The 15,063-nt window shown below is 72.6% G+C and carries 16 protein-coding genes and 1 riboswitch; of the genes, 11 read left to right on the top strand and 5 right to left on the bottom strand.

Translation table 11 applies throughout. The features are described from left to right. Positions 1 to 41: 41 nt before the first annotated feature. A riboswitch (cobalamin riboswitch) is annotated at positions 42 to 184 on the bottom strand. Between the two features lie 126 nt (positions 185 to 310). Together FBY22_RS30050 and FBY22_RS30045 are read right to left on the bottom strand one after the other, a co-directional pair. After that, the gene (locus FBY22_RS30050) at positions 311 to 538 is read right to left on the bottom strand and encodes a hypothetical protein (RefSeq protein ID WP_058926122.1); all 228 of its coding nucleotides are present in this window, start codon (positions 536 to 538) and stop codon (positions 311 to 313) included. Positions 539 to 572: 34 nt separating this feature from the next. Continuing rightward, on the bottom strand, positions 573 to 1,817 hold the full coding sequence (locus FBY22_RS30045; protein WP_142151112.1) for an inorganic phosphate transporter: 1,245 nt from the start codon (positions 1,815 to 1,817) through the stop codon (positions 573 to 575). A gap of 283 nt (positions 1,818 to 2,100) precedes the next feature. Here FBY22_RS30045 and FBY22_RS30040 point away from each other — a divergent pair, with 283 nt between their 5' ends. The 6 genes from FBY22_RS30040 (at position 2,101) to FBY22_RS30015 (ending at position 9,330) form a co-directional block, all read left to right on the top strand. Next, positions 2,101 to 2,829 (top strand): class II aldolase/adducin family protein, encoded by a 729-nt coding sequence (locus FBY22_RS30040; RefSeq protein WP_142151111.1) that lies wholly within the window; start codon positions 2,101 to 2,103, stop codon positions 2,827 to 2,829. 116 nt (positions 2,830 to 2,945) lie between these two features. Beyond that, positions 2,946 to 4,064, top strand: a complete 1,119-nt coding sequence (locus FBY22_RS30035; protein ID WP_142151110.1) for an alpha/beta hydrolase — start codon at positions 2,946 to 2,948, stop codon at positions 4,062 to 4,064. Positions 4,065 to 4,635: 571 nt separating this feature from the next. Further along, complete coding sequence (locus FBY22_RS30030; protein ID WP_174267295.1) at positions 4,636 to 6,033, top strand: hypothetical protein; 1,398 nt, start codon at positions 4,636 to 4,638, stop codon at positions 6,031 to 6,033. A gap of 196 nt (positions 6,034 to 6,229) precedes the next feature. Next, positions 6,230 to 7,828: an ABC-F family ATP-binding cassette domain-containing protein gene (locus tag FBY22_RS30025; protein WP_142151109.1), complete on the top strand. Its 1,599-nt coding sequence runs from the start codon at positions 6,230 to 6,232 to the stop codon at positions 7,826 to 7,828. Positions 7,829 to 8,181: 353 nt separating this feature from the next. Then, positions 8,182 to 8,403, top strand: a complete 222-nt coding sequence (locus FBY22_RS30020; protein WP_004002281.1) for a helix-turn-helix domain-containing protein — start codon at positions 8,182 to 8,184, stop codon at positions 8,401 to 8,403. 123 nt (positions 8,404 to 8,526) lie between these two features. Beyond that, the gene (locus FBY22_RS30015; RefSeq protein ID WP_142151108.1) at positions 8,527 to 9,330 is read left to right on the top strand and encodes an enoyl-CoA hydratase/isomerase family protein; all 804 of its coding nucleotides are present in this window, start codon (positions 8,527 to 8,529) and stop codon (positions 9,328 to 9,330) included. A 4-nt stretch (positions 9,331 to 9,334) separates the two neighbouring features. Here FBY22_RS30015 and FBY22_RS30010 read toward each other — a convergent pair whose 3' ends face one another. Continuing rightward, a complete protein-coding gene (locus FBY22_RS30010) occupies positions 9,335 to 10,045 on the bottom strand; it encodes a nucleopolyhedrovirus P10 family protein (protein ID WP_142151107.1) in 711 nt (236 codons plus the stop codon). A gap of 88 nt (positions 10,046 to 10,133) precedes the next feature. Between FBY22_RS30010 and FBY22_RS30005 the strand changes: the two genes are divergently transcribed. Genes FBY22_RS30005 through amaP form a run of 5 tightly spaced genes read left to right on the top strand, consistent with a single transcriptional unit; the run spans position 10,134 to position 12,468 of the window. After that, positions 10,134 to 10,631 carry an Asp23/Gls24 family envelope stress response protein gene (locus FBY22_RS30005; RefSeq protein WP_142151106.1) on the top strand — a complete coding sequence of 166 codons (498 nt, stop codon included), beginning with the start codon at positions 10,134 to 10,136 and terminating at the stop codon, positions 10,629 to 10,631. Between the two features lie 37 nt (positions 10,632 to 10,668). Continuing rightward, positions 10,669 to 10,854 carry a hypothetical protein gene (locus FBY22_RS30000; RefSeq protein WP_133048226.1) on the top strand — a complete coding sequence of 62 codons (186 nt, stop codon included), beginning with the start codon at positions 10,669 to 10,671 and terminating at the stop codon, positions 10,852 to 10,854. 2 nt (positions 10,855 to 10,856) lie between these two features. After that, on the top strand, positions 10,857 to 11,240 hold the full coding sequence (locus FBY22_RS29995) for an Asp23/Gls24 family envelope stress response protein (protein ID WP_142152563.1): 384 nt from the start codon (positions 10,857 to 10,859) through the stop codon (positions 11,238 to 11,240). Then, positions 11,237 to 11,884 carry a DUF6286 domain-containing protein gene (locus FBY22_RS29990; RefSeq protein WP_142151105.1) on the top strand — a complete coding sequence of 216 codons (648 nt, stop codon included), beginning with the start codon at positions 11,237 to 11,239 and terminating at the stop codon, positions 11,882 to 11,884. Before FBY22_RS29995 ends, FBY22_RS29990 begins: the two co-directional genes overlap by 4 nt. 5 nt (positions 11,885 to 11,889) lie before the next feature. After that, complete coding sequence (gene amaP, locus FBY22_RS29985; RefSeq protein ID WP_142151104.1) at positions 11,890 to 12,468, top strand: alkaline shock response membrane anchor protein AmaP; 579 nt, start codon at positions 11,890 to 11,892, stop codon at positions 12,466 to 12,468. A gap of 15 nt (positions 12,469 to 12,483) precedes the next feature. On the opposite strand, the gene FBY22_RS29980 is transcribed toward amaP, so the two are convergent. Together FBY22_RS29980 and FBY22_RS29975 are read right to left on the bottom strand one after the other, a co-directional pair. Continuing rightward, complete coding sequence (locus FBY22_RS29980) at positions 12,484 to 13,239, bottom strand: SDR family oxidoreductase (RefSeq protein ID WP_142151103.1); 756 nt, start codon at positions 13,237 to 13,239, stop codon at positions 12,484 to 12,486. A gap of 5 nt (positions 13,240 to 13,244) precedes the next feature. Then, on the bottom strand, positions 13,245 to 15,032 hold the full coding sequence (locus FBY22_RS29975) for a glycoside hydrolase family 15 protein (protein WP_142151102.1): 1,788 nt from the start codon (positions 15,030 to 15,032) through the stop codon (positions 13,245 to 13,247). Positions 15,033 to 15,063 lie beyond the last annotated feature (31 nt).

The following is a 15,063-nucleotide window of genomic DNA, read 5'->3' as shown; positions in this document are numbered from 1 at the left end:
GCGCATGGCGATATGTCCTCACTCAGGGTGTCCGCGCCCTGGTTCGACGAGACCGGCGGTGGGAGTTCCTGGCTCCCGGGGCTATCTACCCCGGTGACAGTGGCGGGACCGCGCCGGAATCTCACCGGCTTCCTCCCTTGCCGCCGTACATGGCTCCGGCAGTCCACCACGCGCCCGAACGGCAGTCAACTTGCCGTTGACCTGCGACGCGGGAGTGTGCTGAGGCCCACACGCAGGGGGTCGCCGGGGTCACCGGAACGCGTGATGCCGGGACGGATCACCGTCCCGGCATCACAGGTGCGTTCGAGGCTCAGGCCTTGTTCATGATCAGCGAGATTCCGTACGCGACGGCCGCCGCGCATCCCGCGAAGGCCACGTAGGCCCCGGTCGCCGCGAGAGCGGCCGAGTTGCCCTCGGCCACGGCCCGCTCCTTGCGGGACAGGCCCATCACGCCGAGGGTGAACAGGGCGACGAGACCCACGGTGACCGCGAGGCTGACGCCGAAGACGGAGCCCAGAGCTGCCCAGTCGATCTTCATGCTGCTGATTCCTTCGTTACCTGATGCTCGGGACTCAGACGGCGGCCGGCGGGTTCACCGGCTCCGTGGTCGGGGTCGTGGCCGGCGCCGCGATGGTGGCCGTCAGCTCCTCGGTGACCGTGCCCGCGGGCGGCGGGGTCACGGCGGCGATGGCCGTGGTCACCACGCCGGGCGGTTCCTCGGTCTCGTTGACGTTGGACGCGTCGACGACCTCGCGGCGCGAGAGCTTCCAGATCGCGGCGCTCGCGGCGACCAGGAAGACGGCGACGACGGCGGTGCCCCAGTCTCCGAGGTCCGTCACGGACTCGGCGCCCGCGCCGACGAGCGCGGCGGCCGGGAGGGTGAGAACCCAGGCGACCAGCATCCGGGTCGCGGTCGACCAGCGCACCACACCGCCCTTGCGGCCCAGGCCCGCACCCATCACGGAGCCGGAGACGACGTGCGTGGTGGACAGCGAGAAGCCGAGGTGCGAGGAGGCCAGGATCGCCGTGGCTGCGCTGGTCTGGGCGGCGAAGCCCTGCTGCGGCTGCAGCTCGGTCAGGCCCTTGCCCATGGTGCGGATGATGCGCCAGCCGCCGATGTAGGTGCCGAGCGCGATGGCGAGACCGGCGGAGAGGATGACCCAGGTGGGCGGGTCGGCGTCGGGGGCGACGACTCCGCCGGCGACCAGGGCGAGCGTGATGATGCCCATGGTCTTCTGTGCGTCGTTCGTGCCGTGCGCCAGGGAGACCAGGCCGGCGGAGGCGACCTGCCCGGCGCGGTAGCCCTTGGCGGAGGCCTTGCCGTCGGCCTTCTTGTCCAGGGTGTAGGAGAAGCGCGTCGCGAGGAACGCGGCCAGACCGGCCACGATCGGTGCGGCGAGCGCCGGCAGGAGAACCTTGGTCGCGAGCACGTCGCCGTGCACGGCACCGAAGCCGGCCGAGGCGACGGTGGCGCCGATCAGACCACCCATGAGGGCGTGCGAGGAGCTGGAGGGCAGCCCCACCAGCCAGGTCAGCAGGTTCCAGAGGATCGCGCCGACCAGAGCGGCGAAGATGACCTCGGGACGGATGCCGGTCTCGTCGACGAGACCCTTGGAGATCGTGTTGGCGACCTCCACGGAGAGGAAAGCGCCCACAAGGTTCAGCACGGCGGACATGGCCACCGCGACCTTGGGCTTGAGTGCACCGGTCGAGATGGTCGTGGCCATCGCGTTGGCGGTGTCGTGGAAACCGTTCGTGAAATCGAACGCGAGTGCGGTTACCACCACAATCGCGAGGATCAGCGAGAAGTTTTCCATTTACCCAGGCAATCGTTCGAAGTCATCGGACGGTTGACCGTAAATAACCTGGGTGAACGGAAGATGAACTGAGGTGGGCATCAGGGTGTCGGAAAACAGCCGTCCGGGGTGAACCGGCTCGGCACGACCACCTGGCTCCAGTCCACCATGCCCGTCTCGCTCGGCCCGTGGCACCCGTGCCCGGCGCCGGAGGTTGTATGCGATGTCGAGTCGGAGCGTCGGTTTCCGTCCTGAAGTGCCCCACCCGGAGACGGGCCGGCACCCTCTTTGGCAGGATCGCGGCATGGCTGATCAGCGGCGGGACCAGGGTGACGGGCGGGATCTCCGAAAGGACGCGCGGGACGTGCCGCGGGGACGGGCGAGGACCGCGCTCCCCGAGGAGACGCGCGCCTGGGAGGCCCTCGTCGCCACGGCCCGCCGCACCGTCACCGAGGGCCTGGTCGTCGGCACCTCCGGCAACGTCTCGGTACGGGTCGGCGACACCGTCCTGGTCACCCCCTCCGGCGTGCCGTACGACCGCCTCACCCCGGACGACATCACGGGGGTCGCCCTCGACGGGCGCCAGGTCCTCGGCACCCTGGTCCCGACCAGCGAGCTGCCCATGCACCTCGCGATCCACCGCTCCACCGACGCCCGCGCCGTCGTCCACACCCACGCCGTGCACGCGACGGCCGTCTCGACCCTCGTCCCCGAGCTCCCGACGATCCATTACATGTCCGCCGCCCTCGGCGGACCCGTCCGAGTCGCCCCCTATGCGACCTACGGCACCGACGAGTTGGCCGAGAACATGCTGCTCGCCCTCGCCGGCCGCTCGGCCTGCCTCCTGCAGAACCACGGCACGATGGCTTACGGCGCCACCCTCGACCAGGCCTACGACCGCACGGCCCAACTGGAGTGGATGTGCCGCCTGTGGCTGACGGCGTCCTCGGTGCCGGGCCTGTCACCGACCCTGCTGACCCGCGAACAGCTGGACGAGGTGGGGGAGAAGCTCAAGGGGTACGGGCAGCGCTGACCCGGGCGTCACGGGGTAACCGGGACGGCGTGAGCACACCACATCGCCGCCGCACGACATCACCCCGCCCCCGCCTTCCGCTGGCCGGTCACCGGTACCGCCAGGACACTGGACAGGTGCGTACTGTCAGAGCGACGGCCGCCGCCGTCACCGTAGCCCTCGCCGCCGGCGCGGCCTCCGTGGCCGCCGGCCGCTTCGCCAGCGGCGCCGCGCTCAAGGCGGCGCCCGGCAGGCCCCTGCCCACGGAGCCCCGCCTCACCGTGCACGCCACCGCGGCCGGCCGCGTCACCCTCACCCGCGACCTGGCGGCCCTGCGCCCCGGCACCTACGGTCTCGCGGGCGACGCCAGTCACGCGGTCGTCGGCCCCGTCCTCGACTCCGCCGAACACTCCGCCGACACCGTCGTGCGCCGGCTGGAACGTGTCACGCACGGCACCCTCGAACGTCGCGACAAGGTGTGGTTCACCCCCAACCTCCACGTCGGCAACCCCCGCGACGCCCTCGGCCTTGACCACACCGACGTCGACATCCCCGGCGAACTCGGCTCCCTGCCCGCCTGGTTCGTCCCCGGCGTGCGCGACACCTGGATCATCGCGGTGCACGGCCTCGGCACCACCCGCGAACTGTCCATGAACGTCATGGAGTTCCTGCACCGCCAGCGCTTCCCGGTCCTCGCCCCGGCCTACCGCGGCGACCTCGGCGCCCCCCGCTCCCCGGACGGCCTGAACCACCTCGGCGAGACCGAGTGGCGCGACCTGGACGCGGCGATCCGCTACGCCATGAGCCACGGCGCCGGACGCGTCGTCCTGCACGGCTGGTCCACCGGCGCCGCGATGGCCCTGCTCGCCGCCGCGCACTCCGGTCTGCGCGGGCGGATCTCCGGGCTGATCCTGGACTCCCCGGTGCTCGACTGGCCGACGACCCTGCGCGCCCTCGCCGCGGCACACCGCACCCCCGGCGCCCTGCTGCCGCTCGCGGTGCGCGCCGCGCAGGGCCGCACCGGACTCGACCGCGACCGCACCGCCGAGACCGTCCGGCTCACCGTCCCGACCCTGCTCTTCCACGGCCCCGACGACACCCTGGCCCCCTGGGAGCACTCCCGCCACCTCGCCGACGCCCACCCCAACCTGGTCGCCCTGCACACCGTCCGGGGCGCCCCGCACTCGGCCATGTGGAACGCCGACCCGAAGGCCTACGAAGAGGCCCTGCGCCGCTTCCTGACGCCGCTGATGTAACCCCACCGGGGCGCGGGCCCTTATGGCGGGTCCTGCGCCGGCCTTCGGGGCGCTTCTGACCCATCCTGCGCCGGCCTTCGGGGCGCTTCTGGCGCATCCTGCGCCGGACCTCGGGGCCCTCCTGGTAGACGGCCGCGCCGGCTCTCGGCGGTCTTCCGGTGGTTCTCCGCGCCGGCTCTCGGCGGTCTTCCGGTGGTTCTCCGCGCCGGCTCTCGGCGGTCTTCCGGTGGTTCTCCGCGCCGGCTCTCGGCGGTCTTCCGGTGGTTCTCCGCGCCGGCTCTCGGCGGTCTTCCGGTGGTTCTCCGCGCCGGCTCTCGGCGGTCTTCCGGTGGTTCTCCGCGCCGGCTCTCGGCGGCCTCCCGGTGGGTCTCCGCGGCCGCCCTCGGCCGGCTTCCGGCGGGCCTCCGCAACGCCCTTCGGCGCGAACCGTTGGCCCCGGTTCCGTTTAACCTCGAACCGGTGGCCTGATCTCGGTCCCGGGCCGCCCTCAGGGTGCCGCCCTTGGCCAGTCCCGTCGCCGCCCGTGACCTTCCGTTTGGGTTTTCGGACCGTCAACCGGAAGACTGCACCCGTGACGTCCCGTATCCCGCGCGACTCCAGGCTTCGACTCGTCCGCCCGCGACCCCTGGCCGCCGCCCCCACAGCTGTGAACCAGCGGCGCCCGCGCCGCCCCGCGCCCCGCCCCCCGGAGGGCACACCGGCCCCCGCGGAGCTGGCCAGAATGGCTCGCTCCCAACTGGCCGCCGCCGCCCGCGTCGCCCGCTGGGCCGACGTCGCGCTCGGCCCGGGCAGCGACGGCGCGGGAGACGGCAAGGCCACCCTCGCCGACCCGACCGCCGAACGCGCCGCCCGGGACCTCGGCCTGACCGCCGCTCAGGTCCGCGCCGACTGGGACACCGCCCGCCTCGCCGGCCTCGTCGAGGTGCACGGCGACAGCGCCCGCCCCGGCTGGCGGCTGCGCGCCTGGAACCGCGACGACAGCGCCGTGCTGCGCGGCTGGGTCGCCCTCTTCGACGCCTGGTCGCTCGCCTACCCGGAGCCCGCGGACCACGAGCCCGCCGCCGTCGCCGAGGTCGTCTCGGCCATGCCCCAGGTGCTCTCCTTCCTCCAGCTCTCCGCCGGGCCCGTCCCCGTCGAGCAGCTCCTCGACCTGCTGGAGCAGCGCGTCACCGAACTGCGCACCGAGCGCTGCGAGATCCCCTACGGCCCGCAGCCCGAGCCCGTCGAGCCCCCGCGGTCCGAGGACACACCTCTCGCCCCGCTCCTGGACTGGGCCCTGCACGCCCTCGCCTCGGTCGGCGCCCTCACCTACGGCGACGGGCACGCCACGCTCACCCCGCTCGGCAGCTGGGCGGTCTGGGTCAAGCTCGAGCAGATCTGTGTGGCCGCGCAGAGCCCCGCAGGGAACATCGAGGCCGTCGCCGAGGAGATGCTGCGCGGCTGCGCCCAGCTCCGCCCGAACGCGGCCCGCGCCGAGTACCGCGCCTGGCTCGCCGCCCGCCCGGTCGGCAGCGCCGTCACCGAGCTGATCGCCGCCGCCCGCGGCGACGACGCCCTGCTGCGCGGCCTCGCCTTCGAGGCGCTGCGCGTGGTCGGCGCTCCCGCCGAGCCCGACGTCCGCGCCGTCGCCGAGGAGCCCACCCTGCGGCCGTACGCCCTGCTCTGGCTCGCCGAGCACGACGGCGCCGACGCCGAGGACGCCCACGAGGTGCTCACCCGGGAGGAGGCCACCTGGCTGTGGGTGGACACCGCGGCCGCCGTCGCCGACCACGGTGAGGCCCCGATGCTCGTGCGGCACCTGGAGTCCGCCGTGCAGCCCACCGTGCCCATGCTCCTCGACGAGGTGCGCGCCGTCGGCCACCCCCGCACCGTCCAGGTCCTGGTCGCCCTCGCCGCCGCCCACCCCGACCCGGCCCTCGCCAAGGCCGTGCGCCGGGCCGCCTTCCAGGTGCACACCGGAGGGAACTGACAGGTGCGCACCGGAGGGAACCGACAGGTGCGCACCGGGGGGAGCCGAGAGTGCCGTAACGAACACCCGGACGCCGGAAAAGTGCTTGCACGGCCCCGTTAGACTTCCCCCATGGCCATTCTCCTCGCGCATTAGACGGCGGGAACGTCCTCAGCCGCCCACCCGTCACATCCCATATCCGCCCTGGAGTCTGTCCGTGATCTCCGCCTCCGGTATCGAGCTGCGCGCCGGCGCCCGAGTCCTCATCGAGTCCGCCACCTTCCGTGTCGCCAAGGGCGACCGGATCGGCCTGGTCGGCCGCAACGGCGCCGGCAAGACCACCCTCACCAAGTGCCTGGCCGGCGAGGGCATCCCCGCCGGCGGCACCATCACGCGCTCCGGCGAGGTCGGGTACCTCCCCCAGGACCCCCGCACCGGCGACCTCGACGTCCTCGCCCGCGACCGCATCCTCTCCGCCCGCGGCCTGGACGTCCTGCTGCGCAAGATGCGCGAGAACGAACAGCGCATCGCCAACGGCCAGGGCGCCACCCGCGAGAAGGCGCTCAAGCAGTACGAGCGCCAGGAGACCGAGTTCCTGACCAAGGGCGGGTACGCGGCCGAGGCCGAGGCCGCCACGATCGCCGCGGCGCTCAACCTGCCCGACCGGGTCCTGGGCCAGCCGCTGCACACGCTCTCCGGCGGTCAGCGCCGCCGGATCGAGCTGGCGCGCATCCTGTTCTCCGACGCGGACACCCTGCTGCTGGACGAGCCCACCAACCACCTCGACGCGGACTCGATCATCTGGCTGCGGGACTACCTCAAGACCTACCGCGGCGGCTTCATCGTGATCTCCCACGACGTCGACCTGGTCGAGACGGTCGTCAACAAGGTGTTCTACCTGGACGCAAACCGCGCCCAGATCGACGTCTACAACATGGGCTGGAAGCTCTACCAGCAGCAGCGTGAGGCCGACGAGAAGCGCCGCAAGCGCGAGCGGCAGAACGCGGAGAAGAAGGCCGCCGCCCTCCATTCGCAGGCCGACAAGATGCGGGCCAAGGCGACCAAGACGGTCGCCGCGCAGAACATGGCCAAGCGCGCCGACAAGCTCCTCGCCGGCCTCGAGGCGGTGCGGATGCAGGACAAGGTCGCCAAGCTCCGCTTCCCCGAGCCCGCGCCCTGCGGCAAGACCCCGCTGACCGCCGAGGGCCTGTCGAAGTCGTACGGCTCCCTGGAGATCTTCACTGACGTCGACCTGGCCATCGACAAGGGCTCCCGGGTGGTCATCCTCGGCCTCAACGGCGCCGGCAAGACCACCCTGCTCCGGCTCCTCGCGGGCGTCGAGCAGCCCGACACCGGCGCGGTCGTCCCCGGTCACGGCCTCAAGCTCGGCTACTACGCCCAGGAGCACGAGACCCTCGACGCCGACCGCAGCGTCCTGGAGAACATGCGCTCGGCCGCCCCCGACATGGACCTCGTGGAGGTCCGCAAGGTGCTCGGCTCCTTCCTGTTCTCCGGCGACGACGTCGACAAGCCCGCCGGCGTCCTGTCCGGCGGCGAGAAGACCCGCCTCGCCCTGGCCACGCTCGTGGTGTCCGCCGCGAACGTCCTGCTGCTCGACGAGCCGACCAACAACCTCGACCCCGCCAGCCGCGAGGAGATCCTCGGCGCCCTGCGCACCTACAAGGGCGCGGTCGTCCTCGTCACCCACGACGAGGGCGCCGTCGAGGCGCTGCAGCCGGAGCGCATCATCCTGCTGCCGGACGGCGTCGAGGACCTGTGGGGTGCCGACTACGCGGACCTCGTGGCCCTGGCCTGAGGGTCATCACCGCTTGATCGAATGCGTGATCAACGGCGTATGGATCATTCGGCCGACCGGTGATCCACCATCTGTGTGAGATCTCCTCGTACCGTCGTGTGTCCTACATCCATTTCGCGGCCGAGTCCTTTATCGACAAGGGCTCGGCCGTCGTATGCCTCTGACCTGGCGGTTGTCCGAAAGAACCCGTTCGGCGGTACGAACGCTCCGACGTGGAATTGCTGATTCCGCATGTGGGGATGCGCTCCTGTCGTCACAACCCTGTCTCACGGACCTTGCCGAATGGGTGGCCATCGCGCCCCGGAGGGGTGATCATGAGGAGACCAGAGCGCACTTCCCATGAGGAGGCACGGGTGGCCGAGACTCTGAAGAAGGGCAGCCGGGTGACCGGCGCCGCGCGCGACAAGCTCGCGGCAGACCTGAAGAAGAAGTACGACTCCGGTGCGAGCATTCGGGCACTGGCCGAGGAAACCGGCCGCTCGTATGGCTTCGTGCATCGGATGCTCAGCGAGTCCGGCGTCACGCTTCGTGGGCGTGGCGGCGCGACACGGGGCAAGAAGGCCGCCTCGTCCTGACCCTGGCGGCCCATCGGCTTCGATGGTGGCCACCCGGTCGGTCGGCTGACCGGCCGGGTGGTTACTGTGCAGTCACTTAGCTTGTACGTCTGCTCTGCTGACCGCACTCATCGGAGGCGCCCCATGGCCACGCCCGCCAAGGACCTCGGTCCCGTACTCGACAAGGACGGCGTACGGCTCACCGTCGACGACGCGATCGCCACGGTGACCCTGACCAACCCGGCCAAGCGCAACGCGCAGAGCCCCGCCATGTGGCGTGCGCTCGCCGAGGCCGGGCGGGTCCTGCCGGGCTCCGTCCGGGTCGTCGTGCTGCGTGCCGAGGGGCAGTCCTTCTCCGCCGGCCTCGACCGGCAGATGTTCACGCCCGAGGGCATCGAGGGCGAGTCGACGTTCATCGACCTGGCACGCAGCAGCGACGGTGAACTCGACGCGAGCATCGCCGGCTTCCAGGACGGTTTCACCTGGTGGCGGCGCAGCGACCTGATCTCCGTCGCCGCCGTACAGGGGCATGCCATCGGGGCGGGCTTCCAGCTCGCCCTCGCCTGTGACCTGCGCGTCGTCGCCGACGACGTGCAGTTCGCCATGCGCGAGACCGGCCTCGGACTGGTGCCGGACCTGACGGGCACGCACCCGCTCGTCGGGCTCGTCGGCTACGCCCGCGCCCTGGAGATCTGCGTCACCGGCCGCTTCGTCCAGGCCGAGGAGGCGGTCGCCACCGGCCTCGCCAACCTCGCCGTCCCCGCCGACCAGCTCGACGCCGCCGTACGCGACCTCGCGTCGGCGATCCTGGCCGCGCCCCGGGACGCCGTGATTGAGACCAAGGCACTGATCCGCGGGGCGCAGGGCCGTTCCTACGACGACCAGCGGGCCGCCGAGCGGGCCGCGCAGGCCAGGCGGCTGCGGGATCTGGCCGGCCTCGGCGAGTGACCCCTCAGACGATCGCCGTGACCAGCACCGCCACCGTCGGGTGATCCGGTAGCGCCTCGGCGACCACCGCACGGACCTCCCGGGCCACCTCCACGGCCCGGTGGTCCGCGCGCACCGCGATCTCCACGCGCGCGTGGCGGCGCGGCAGGGCGCCCTCCCGGTGGCGTTCCTCGATGTGCACCGCGCGGCCCAGGACGGCGGTGAGACGGTCGACGCCCGGGACCGACAGCGCGGCGGACACCGCGCGCGTCTCCTCCCCGGCGGCGGGCTCGCCGGCGCGCGGCGGCTCGGGCGGTGGTAGCGGGGCCGGTTGCGGTTCCTCTTCCAGCAGGGACGTGATCCGCAGGTCCACCTCCGACACGGTCAGGCCGAGCAGTCGCGTCGCCGCGTCCGCCAGCGTCGTCCGCACGCGGGCGGCCGTCTCCGGCAGCGGCTCGGCCGGCGAGGCGACGAAGTCCACCGTCACCCGCAGCGGACCGGGCGGCAGGGCGCTCGGCGGCGGCGGTACGACGGGCTCGTCCGTGTCCCGCGGATCGGCGAGCGCGATACGGAGCGCGTCCAGCCGTACCCCGCGCAGTTCCCCCATGGCCCGCCGCAGCGCCGCCGCAGCGGCCTCCTCAGAGATCCACGCGCCGTCGCGCGGTCCACCCAGTGGCAGCAGCCTGCCCAGTCCCAGCCGGTTCCGCACCGTGCGCGTCCATCCGTCCGCCGTCATTCCTCCAGCCTGCCGCATCCCTGGCGCGCGGTGGCGCAACCCCACTTACCGTGGTCACAGGACGACGAACCGAAAGGGACGTGCCGCGATGACCGACATGACGGAACCGAGCCGGACGGGGACCTCGGGGGTCGAGACAGACGTGCCGGAGACCTCCGGCACACGGAAGGCGCAGATGACCCGGCGCGGCGGCGGAGACCCCGGCGCACGCGGCCGGACGACGATCGCCGACGGCGTCGTGGAGAAGATCGCCGGGCTGGCCGCCCGGGACGTGCTCGGCGTACACGCCCTGGGCAGCGGGCTCAGCCGCACCTTCGGCGCCGTGCGCGACCGGGTGCCCGGTGGCTCGAAGTCCGTGACGCGCGGGGTGAAGGTCGAGGTCGGCGAGGTGCAGACGGCACTCGACCTGGAGCTCGTCGTCGACTACGGCGTGTCGATCTCCGACGTCGCCCGCGCCGTGCGCGAGAACGTCATCGCGGCCGTGGAGCGGATGACCGGCCTGGAAGTGGTCGAGGTCAACATCGCGGTGAGTGACGTGAAGCTGCCGGAGGAAGAGGACGAGGAGCCGGAGCCCCGGCTCCAGTGACCGGCGGGCGACCGGACAACCGTGAGGGGAGCGCACGATGAGCATGGCCGTGGTCGGCATGATCGCCGGTATGGCACTGGGCTTCGCCGGCTACTTCGGCGGCTTCGGAGCCTTCCTGCTGGTGGCCGCCCTGGGCGCCATCGGCTTCGTGGCGGGCCGGTTCCTGGAGGGCGATCTGGAACTGGGCGACTTCTTCCGTACGCGTGACGACCGGCGGCGGTGACGGTGACCACGGTGGACGACGGCGTCGGCGCGCGGGGCGGACCGCGCGGCGCCGTCGCGCCCGGTGAGCGCGGGGCCACCCGGATCGCCGACCGGGTCGTCGCGAAGATCGCCGCGCAGGCGGCCCGCGAACGTCTCGGCGACCGGTCCGCGCGGACCGCGTCCCCGCACGCCACGGTCGTCGTCCACCACGGGACCGTCCGCGTCCGGCTCCATCTCGAACTCGACTATCCCTGCGACATCGGGGCCCGGTGCGCGGATGTGCGTCGACATGTCGCTTCGCGGGTACGCGCGTTGGTGGGCATGGAGGTGCCGGAGGTCGCCGTCCACGTGGAGCGGCTGCACCTGACCCCGGCGCACGGCGCGGCACAGGGGAGGACGCGATGAGCGAGCCCCAGGGCTCCGAGGGCATCACACAGCGGCTGCCGGTGATCGAGAGGGCACCGGACGACGAGCCCGGGTACGGGCCGCCGCCACCGCCGACCGGAAGTCAGGGCCGCTTCTGGTCCGCGCGCCGCGTCCCCGCGGCCGTGGTGGCGCTGCTGCTCCTGGCCGTCGCGGGCACCTTCCTCTACGACGTCGCGGCCGTCCGGGCCCACCGGCCCGCGATGGCCTGGCGCCGCGAACTCGCCCGGCAGCTCGCGCAACGGCCCCTCGATGACACCTGGGTGCTGGTCGGCGCCGGGGTGGCCGCCGCCCTCGGCCTCTGGCTGATCGTGCTGGCCTGCACCCCCGGCCTGCGCGGCGTCCTGCCGATGCGGCGCGTCGAGTCCGACGTCCACGCCGGCCTGTACCGCGACGCCGCCGCCCTCGTCCTGCGCGACCGTGCCATGGAGGTGGCCGGCGTCCAGTCGGTGCGCATCCGTGTGGGCCGCGCCCGCGCCGACGTCCGCGCCGTCTCCCACTTCCGGGACCTGGACGACGTACGAGCCGACCTGAACGCGGCCCTGGAGGACGCGATCGAGCGTCTGGGCCTCGCGCGTCCGCTCGCGCTGTCGGTCCATGTACGGCGACCCGGGCGAAAGGGGTGAGCGGGATGCTCCGCACCGTGAACCGCGTACTGATCGGGGTCGTGGGACTCGTGCTGGTCGTCGTCGGCGGATCGGTGCTCGCCGTCGGACTGGGGGCCCCGCCGCCCTCCTGGTGGATCCACGACGGACGGCACGACGTCCTGCTCAGCGACGCCGAGCGGACGAAGTGGCAGGGACACGGCTGGTGGTGGCCGGCGGTCCTGGCCGCCCTCGCGGTCCTCGTCCTGCTCGCCCTGTGGTGGCTGACGGCCGTGCTGCGCCGCCGCCGTCTCACCGAGGTCCTGGTGGACACCGGCGACGGCGAGGGCGCGCTGCTGCGGGGCCGGGCCCTGGAGAACGTCCTGGCGGGCGACGCGGCCGAACTCGACGGCGTGGCGCACGCGCAGGCCCGTCTGACCGGCCGCCGCACCGCCCCCGAGACCCGCGTGCGGCTCCTTCTGGAACCCCACGTGGACCCGGCGACGGCCCTGCACCACCTCACCGCACGGTCCCTGATGCGCGCCCGCAACTCGGCGGGCCTCGCCGCACTGCCGTCCGAGGTCCGCATGAAAGCGGTCAAGCACCGTGCGGAAAGGGTCAGTTGAGCCTGCTGCCCCGGTTCAGAAACCGTGTCGCATACCGCCGTCGACGGGCACCATGATGCCCGTCAGGTAGGAGGCGGCCGGCGACAGCAGGAACGCCGCCGTCCGCCCGAACTCCTCCGGCCTGCCGTAACGCCTCAGCGGGATACGGGACTCATGGGCCGCCCGCGTCGCCTCCGGGTCCGCGGACATTCCGTCGAGCTCGCGGACCCGGTCGGTGTCGATGCGGGCCGGCAGCAGCCCGACGACCCGAATACCGCGCGGCCCCAGTTCGTCGGCGATCGACTTCGCGAACCCGGCGAGCCCCGGCCGCAGGCCGTTGGAGATCGTCAGCCCCGGAATCGGCTCGTGCACCGAGCCCGACAGCACGAACCCGATGACACCCCCCGCGTCCAGCTCCTCCGCCGCCGCCCGGGCCAGCCGCACCGCGCCGAGGAACACCGACTCGAAGGCGGCCCCCCACTGCTCGTCGGTGTTGTCGGCGACGAACCCCGGCGCGGGTCCGCCCACGCTCACGAGGATGCCGTGGAAGCCGCCGAACCTCTCCCGCGCGGCGGCGATCAGCCGGGCCGGCGCCTGCGGGTCGGCGTTGTCGACGGCCAGCCCGAGGGCGCTCGGCCCCAACTCGTTCGCGGCGTCGGCCACCCGCTTCTCGTCCCGGCCGGTCACGACGACCTTCGCGCCGTCGGCCACCAGCTCCCGTGCCGCCGCGTTGCCGAGGCCGCGCGTGGCCCCGGTGACGACGTACACCCGGTCCTTCAGTCCAAGATCCATGGCCCCTATCCTGCCTCTCCGTCCCCGAACAGGGCGAGGGCGGTGTTCACCAGACCGACGTGACTGAAGGCCTGCGGGAAGTTGCCCAGCTGACGTCCGCTCACGGGGTCGTACTCCTCGGACAGCAGCCCCACGTCGTTGCACAGGCCCACCAGCCGTTCGAACAACTCCCGTGCCTCCTTGTGGCGGCCCGTCATGTGCAGCGCGTCCGCGAGCCAGAACGAGCACACGACGAAGGTGCCCTCGTCCCCGGGCAGCCCGTCGACGGTCGTGCCGTCCGTGCTGTAACGGCGCAGCAGACCGTGGTGCCCCAGCTCGCCGCGGATCGCCTCGATGGTGCCCGTGACCCGTGGATCGTCCGGGGGCAGGAAGCCCAGGCGGGGAATGAGCAGCAGCGCGGCGTCGAGTTCGCGGGAGCCGTAGGACTGCGTGAAGGTGTTCCGTTCGGCGTCGTAGCCCTTCTCGCACACCTCCCGGTGCACCTCCTCGCGCAGCGCGCGCCAGCGGTCGAGGTCGCCGCCGAGCTCCGGTTCCTCCTCCAGCGTCCGCACCGCACGGTCCGCGGCCACCCACACCATGATCTTGGAGTGGACGAAGTGGCGCCTGCCGCCGCGCACCTCCCACAGTCCCTCGTCGGGCTGCCGCCACTCCGCGCACAGCCAGTCCATCAGCGCCCGCTGGATCGACCACATGTGCGGCCGCGGGGGCAGGCCCGAACTGCGGGCCAGCGCCAGCGAGTCCATGACTTCGCCGTAGACGTCGAGCTGGAGCTGGTTGACGGCGTCGTTGCCGATCCGTACGGGCGCCGACCCCGCGAAACCCGACAGCCACGGCAGCTCGGTCTCCGGCAGCCGCCGCTCACCCGCGAGGCCGTACATGATCTGCAGGTCGGCCGGGTCGCCGGCGACCGCGCGCAGCAGCCAGTTCCGCCAGTTCTCCGCCTCCTTGCGGTAGCCCGCGGCCAGGCCGGCGTTCAGGGTGAGGGTGGAGTCGCGCAGCCAGCAGTAGCGGTAGTCCCAGTTGCGGACGCCGCCCGGCTCCTCGGGCAGGGAGGTGGTGGCGGCGGCGACGATGCCGCCGGTCGGCCGGTAGGTGAGGGCCTTGAGGGTGATCAGGGAGCGCACGACGGTGTCGCGGTAGGGGCCGTAGTAGCGGCACCGCCGCACCCACTTGCGCCAGTCCTTGACGCTGGCGTGCACCGCCTTGTGCGGGTCGACGAGCGGGGGCCGCGGCTCGTGCGAGGGGTGCCAGGTCAGCACGAACGCGACCTTCTCGCCCTCTTCCACGGTGAACTCCGAGTACGTGCTCAGGTCCTCGCCCCAGGTGTGCACGGACGGCTCGCTGCGCAGCCACACCGAGTCCGGCCCGGCGATCGCCACCCGGTGCCCGTCGGACTTGCGCATCCACGGCACGATCGAGCCGTAGTCGAAGCGCAGCCGCAGGGTGCTGCGCACGGTCACCCTGCCGGTGAGGCCCTTGACGACGCGCACCAGGTCGGGGGCGCGGTCGCGCTGCGGCATCAGGTCGGTGACGCGGATCGCGCCCTCGTCGGTCTCCCACTCCGTGTCCAGTACGAGGGTGTCCTGGCGGTAGGCGCGGCGGCTGCAGGGCCCGTCGACGCCCTTGGGGGCGATGCGCCAGTGGCCGTTCTCCTCGTCGCCGAGCAGCCGGGCGAAACAGGCCGCCGAGTCGAAGCGGGGCAGGCACAGCCAGTCGACGGAGCCGTCGCGGCCGACCAGGGCCGCGGTCTGCTCGTCGCCGATGAGCGCGTAGTCCTCGATACGGGGATGCACGAGTTGCGGGTTCCCGGCCTGCCGAGATGAC

The organism is Streptomyces sp. SLBN-31, from assembly GCF_006715395.1.
GTDB lineage: Bacteria > Actinomycetota > Actinomycetes > Streptomycetales > Streptomycetaceae > Streptomyces.
This window is presented reverse-complemented; position numbering and strand designations above follow the sequence as displayed.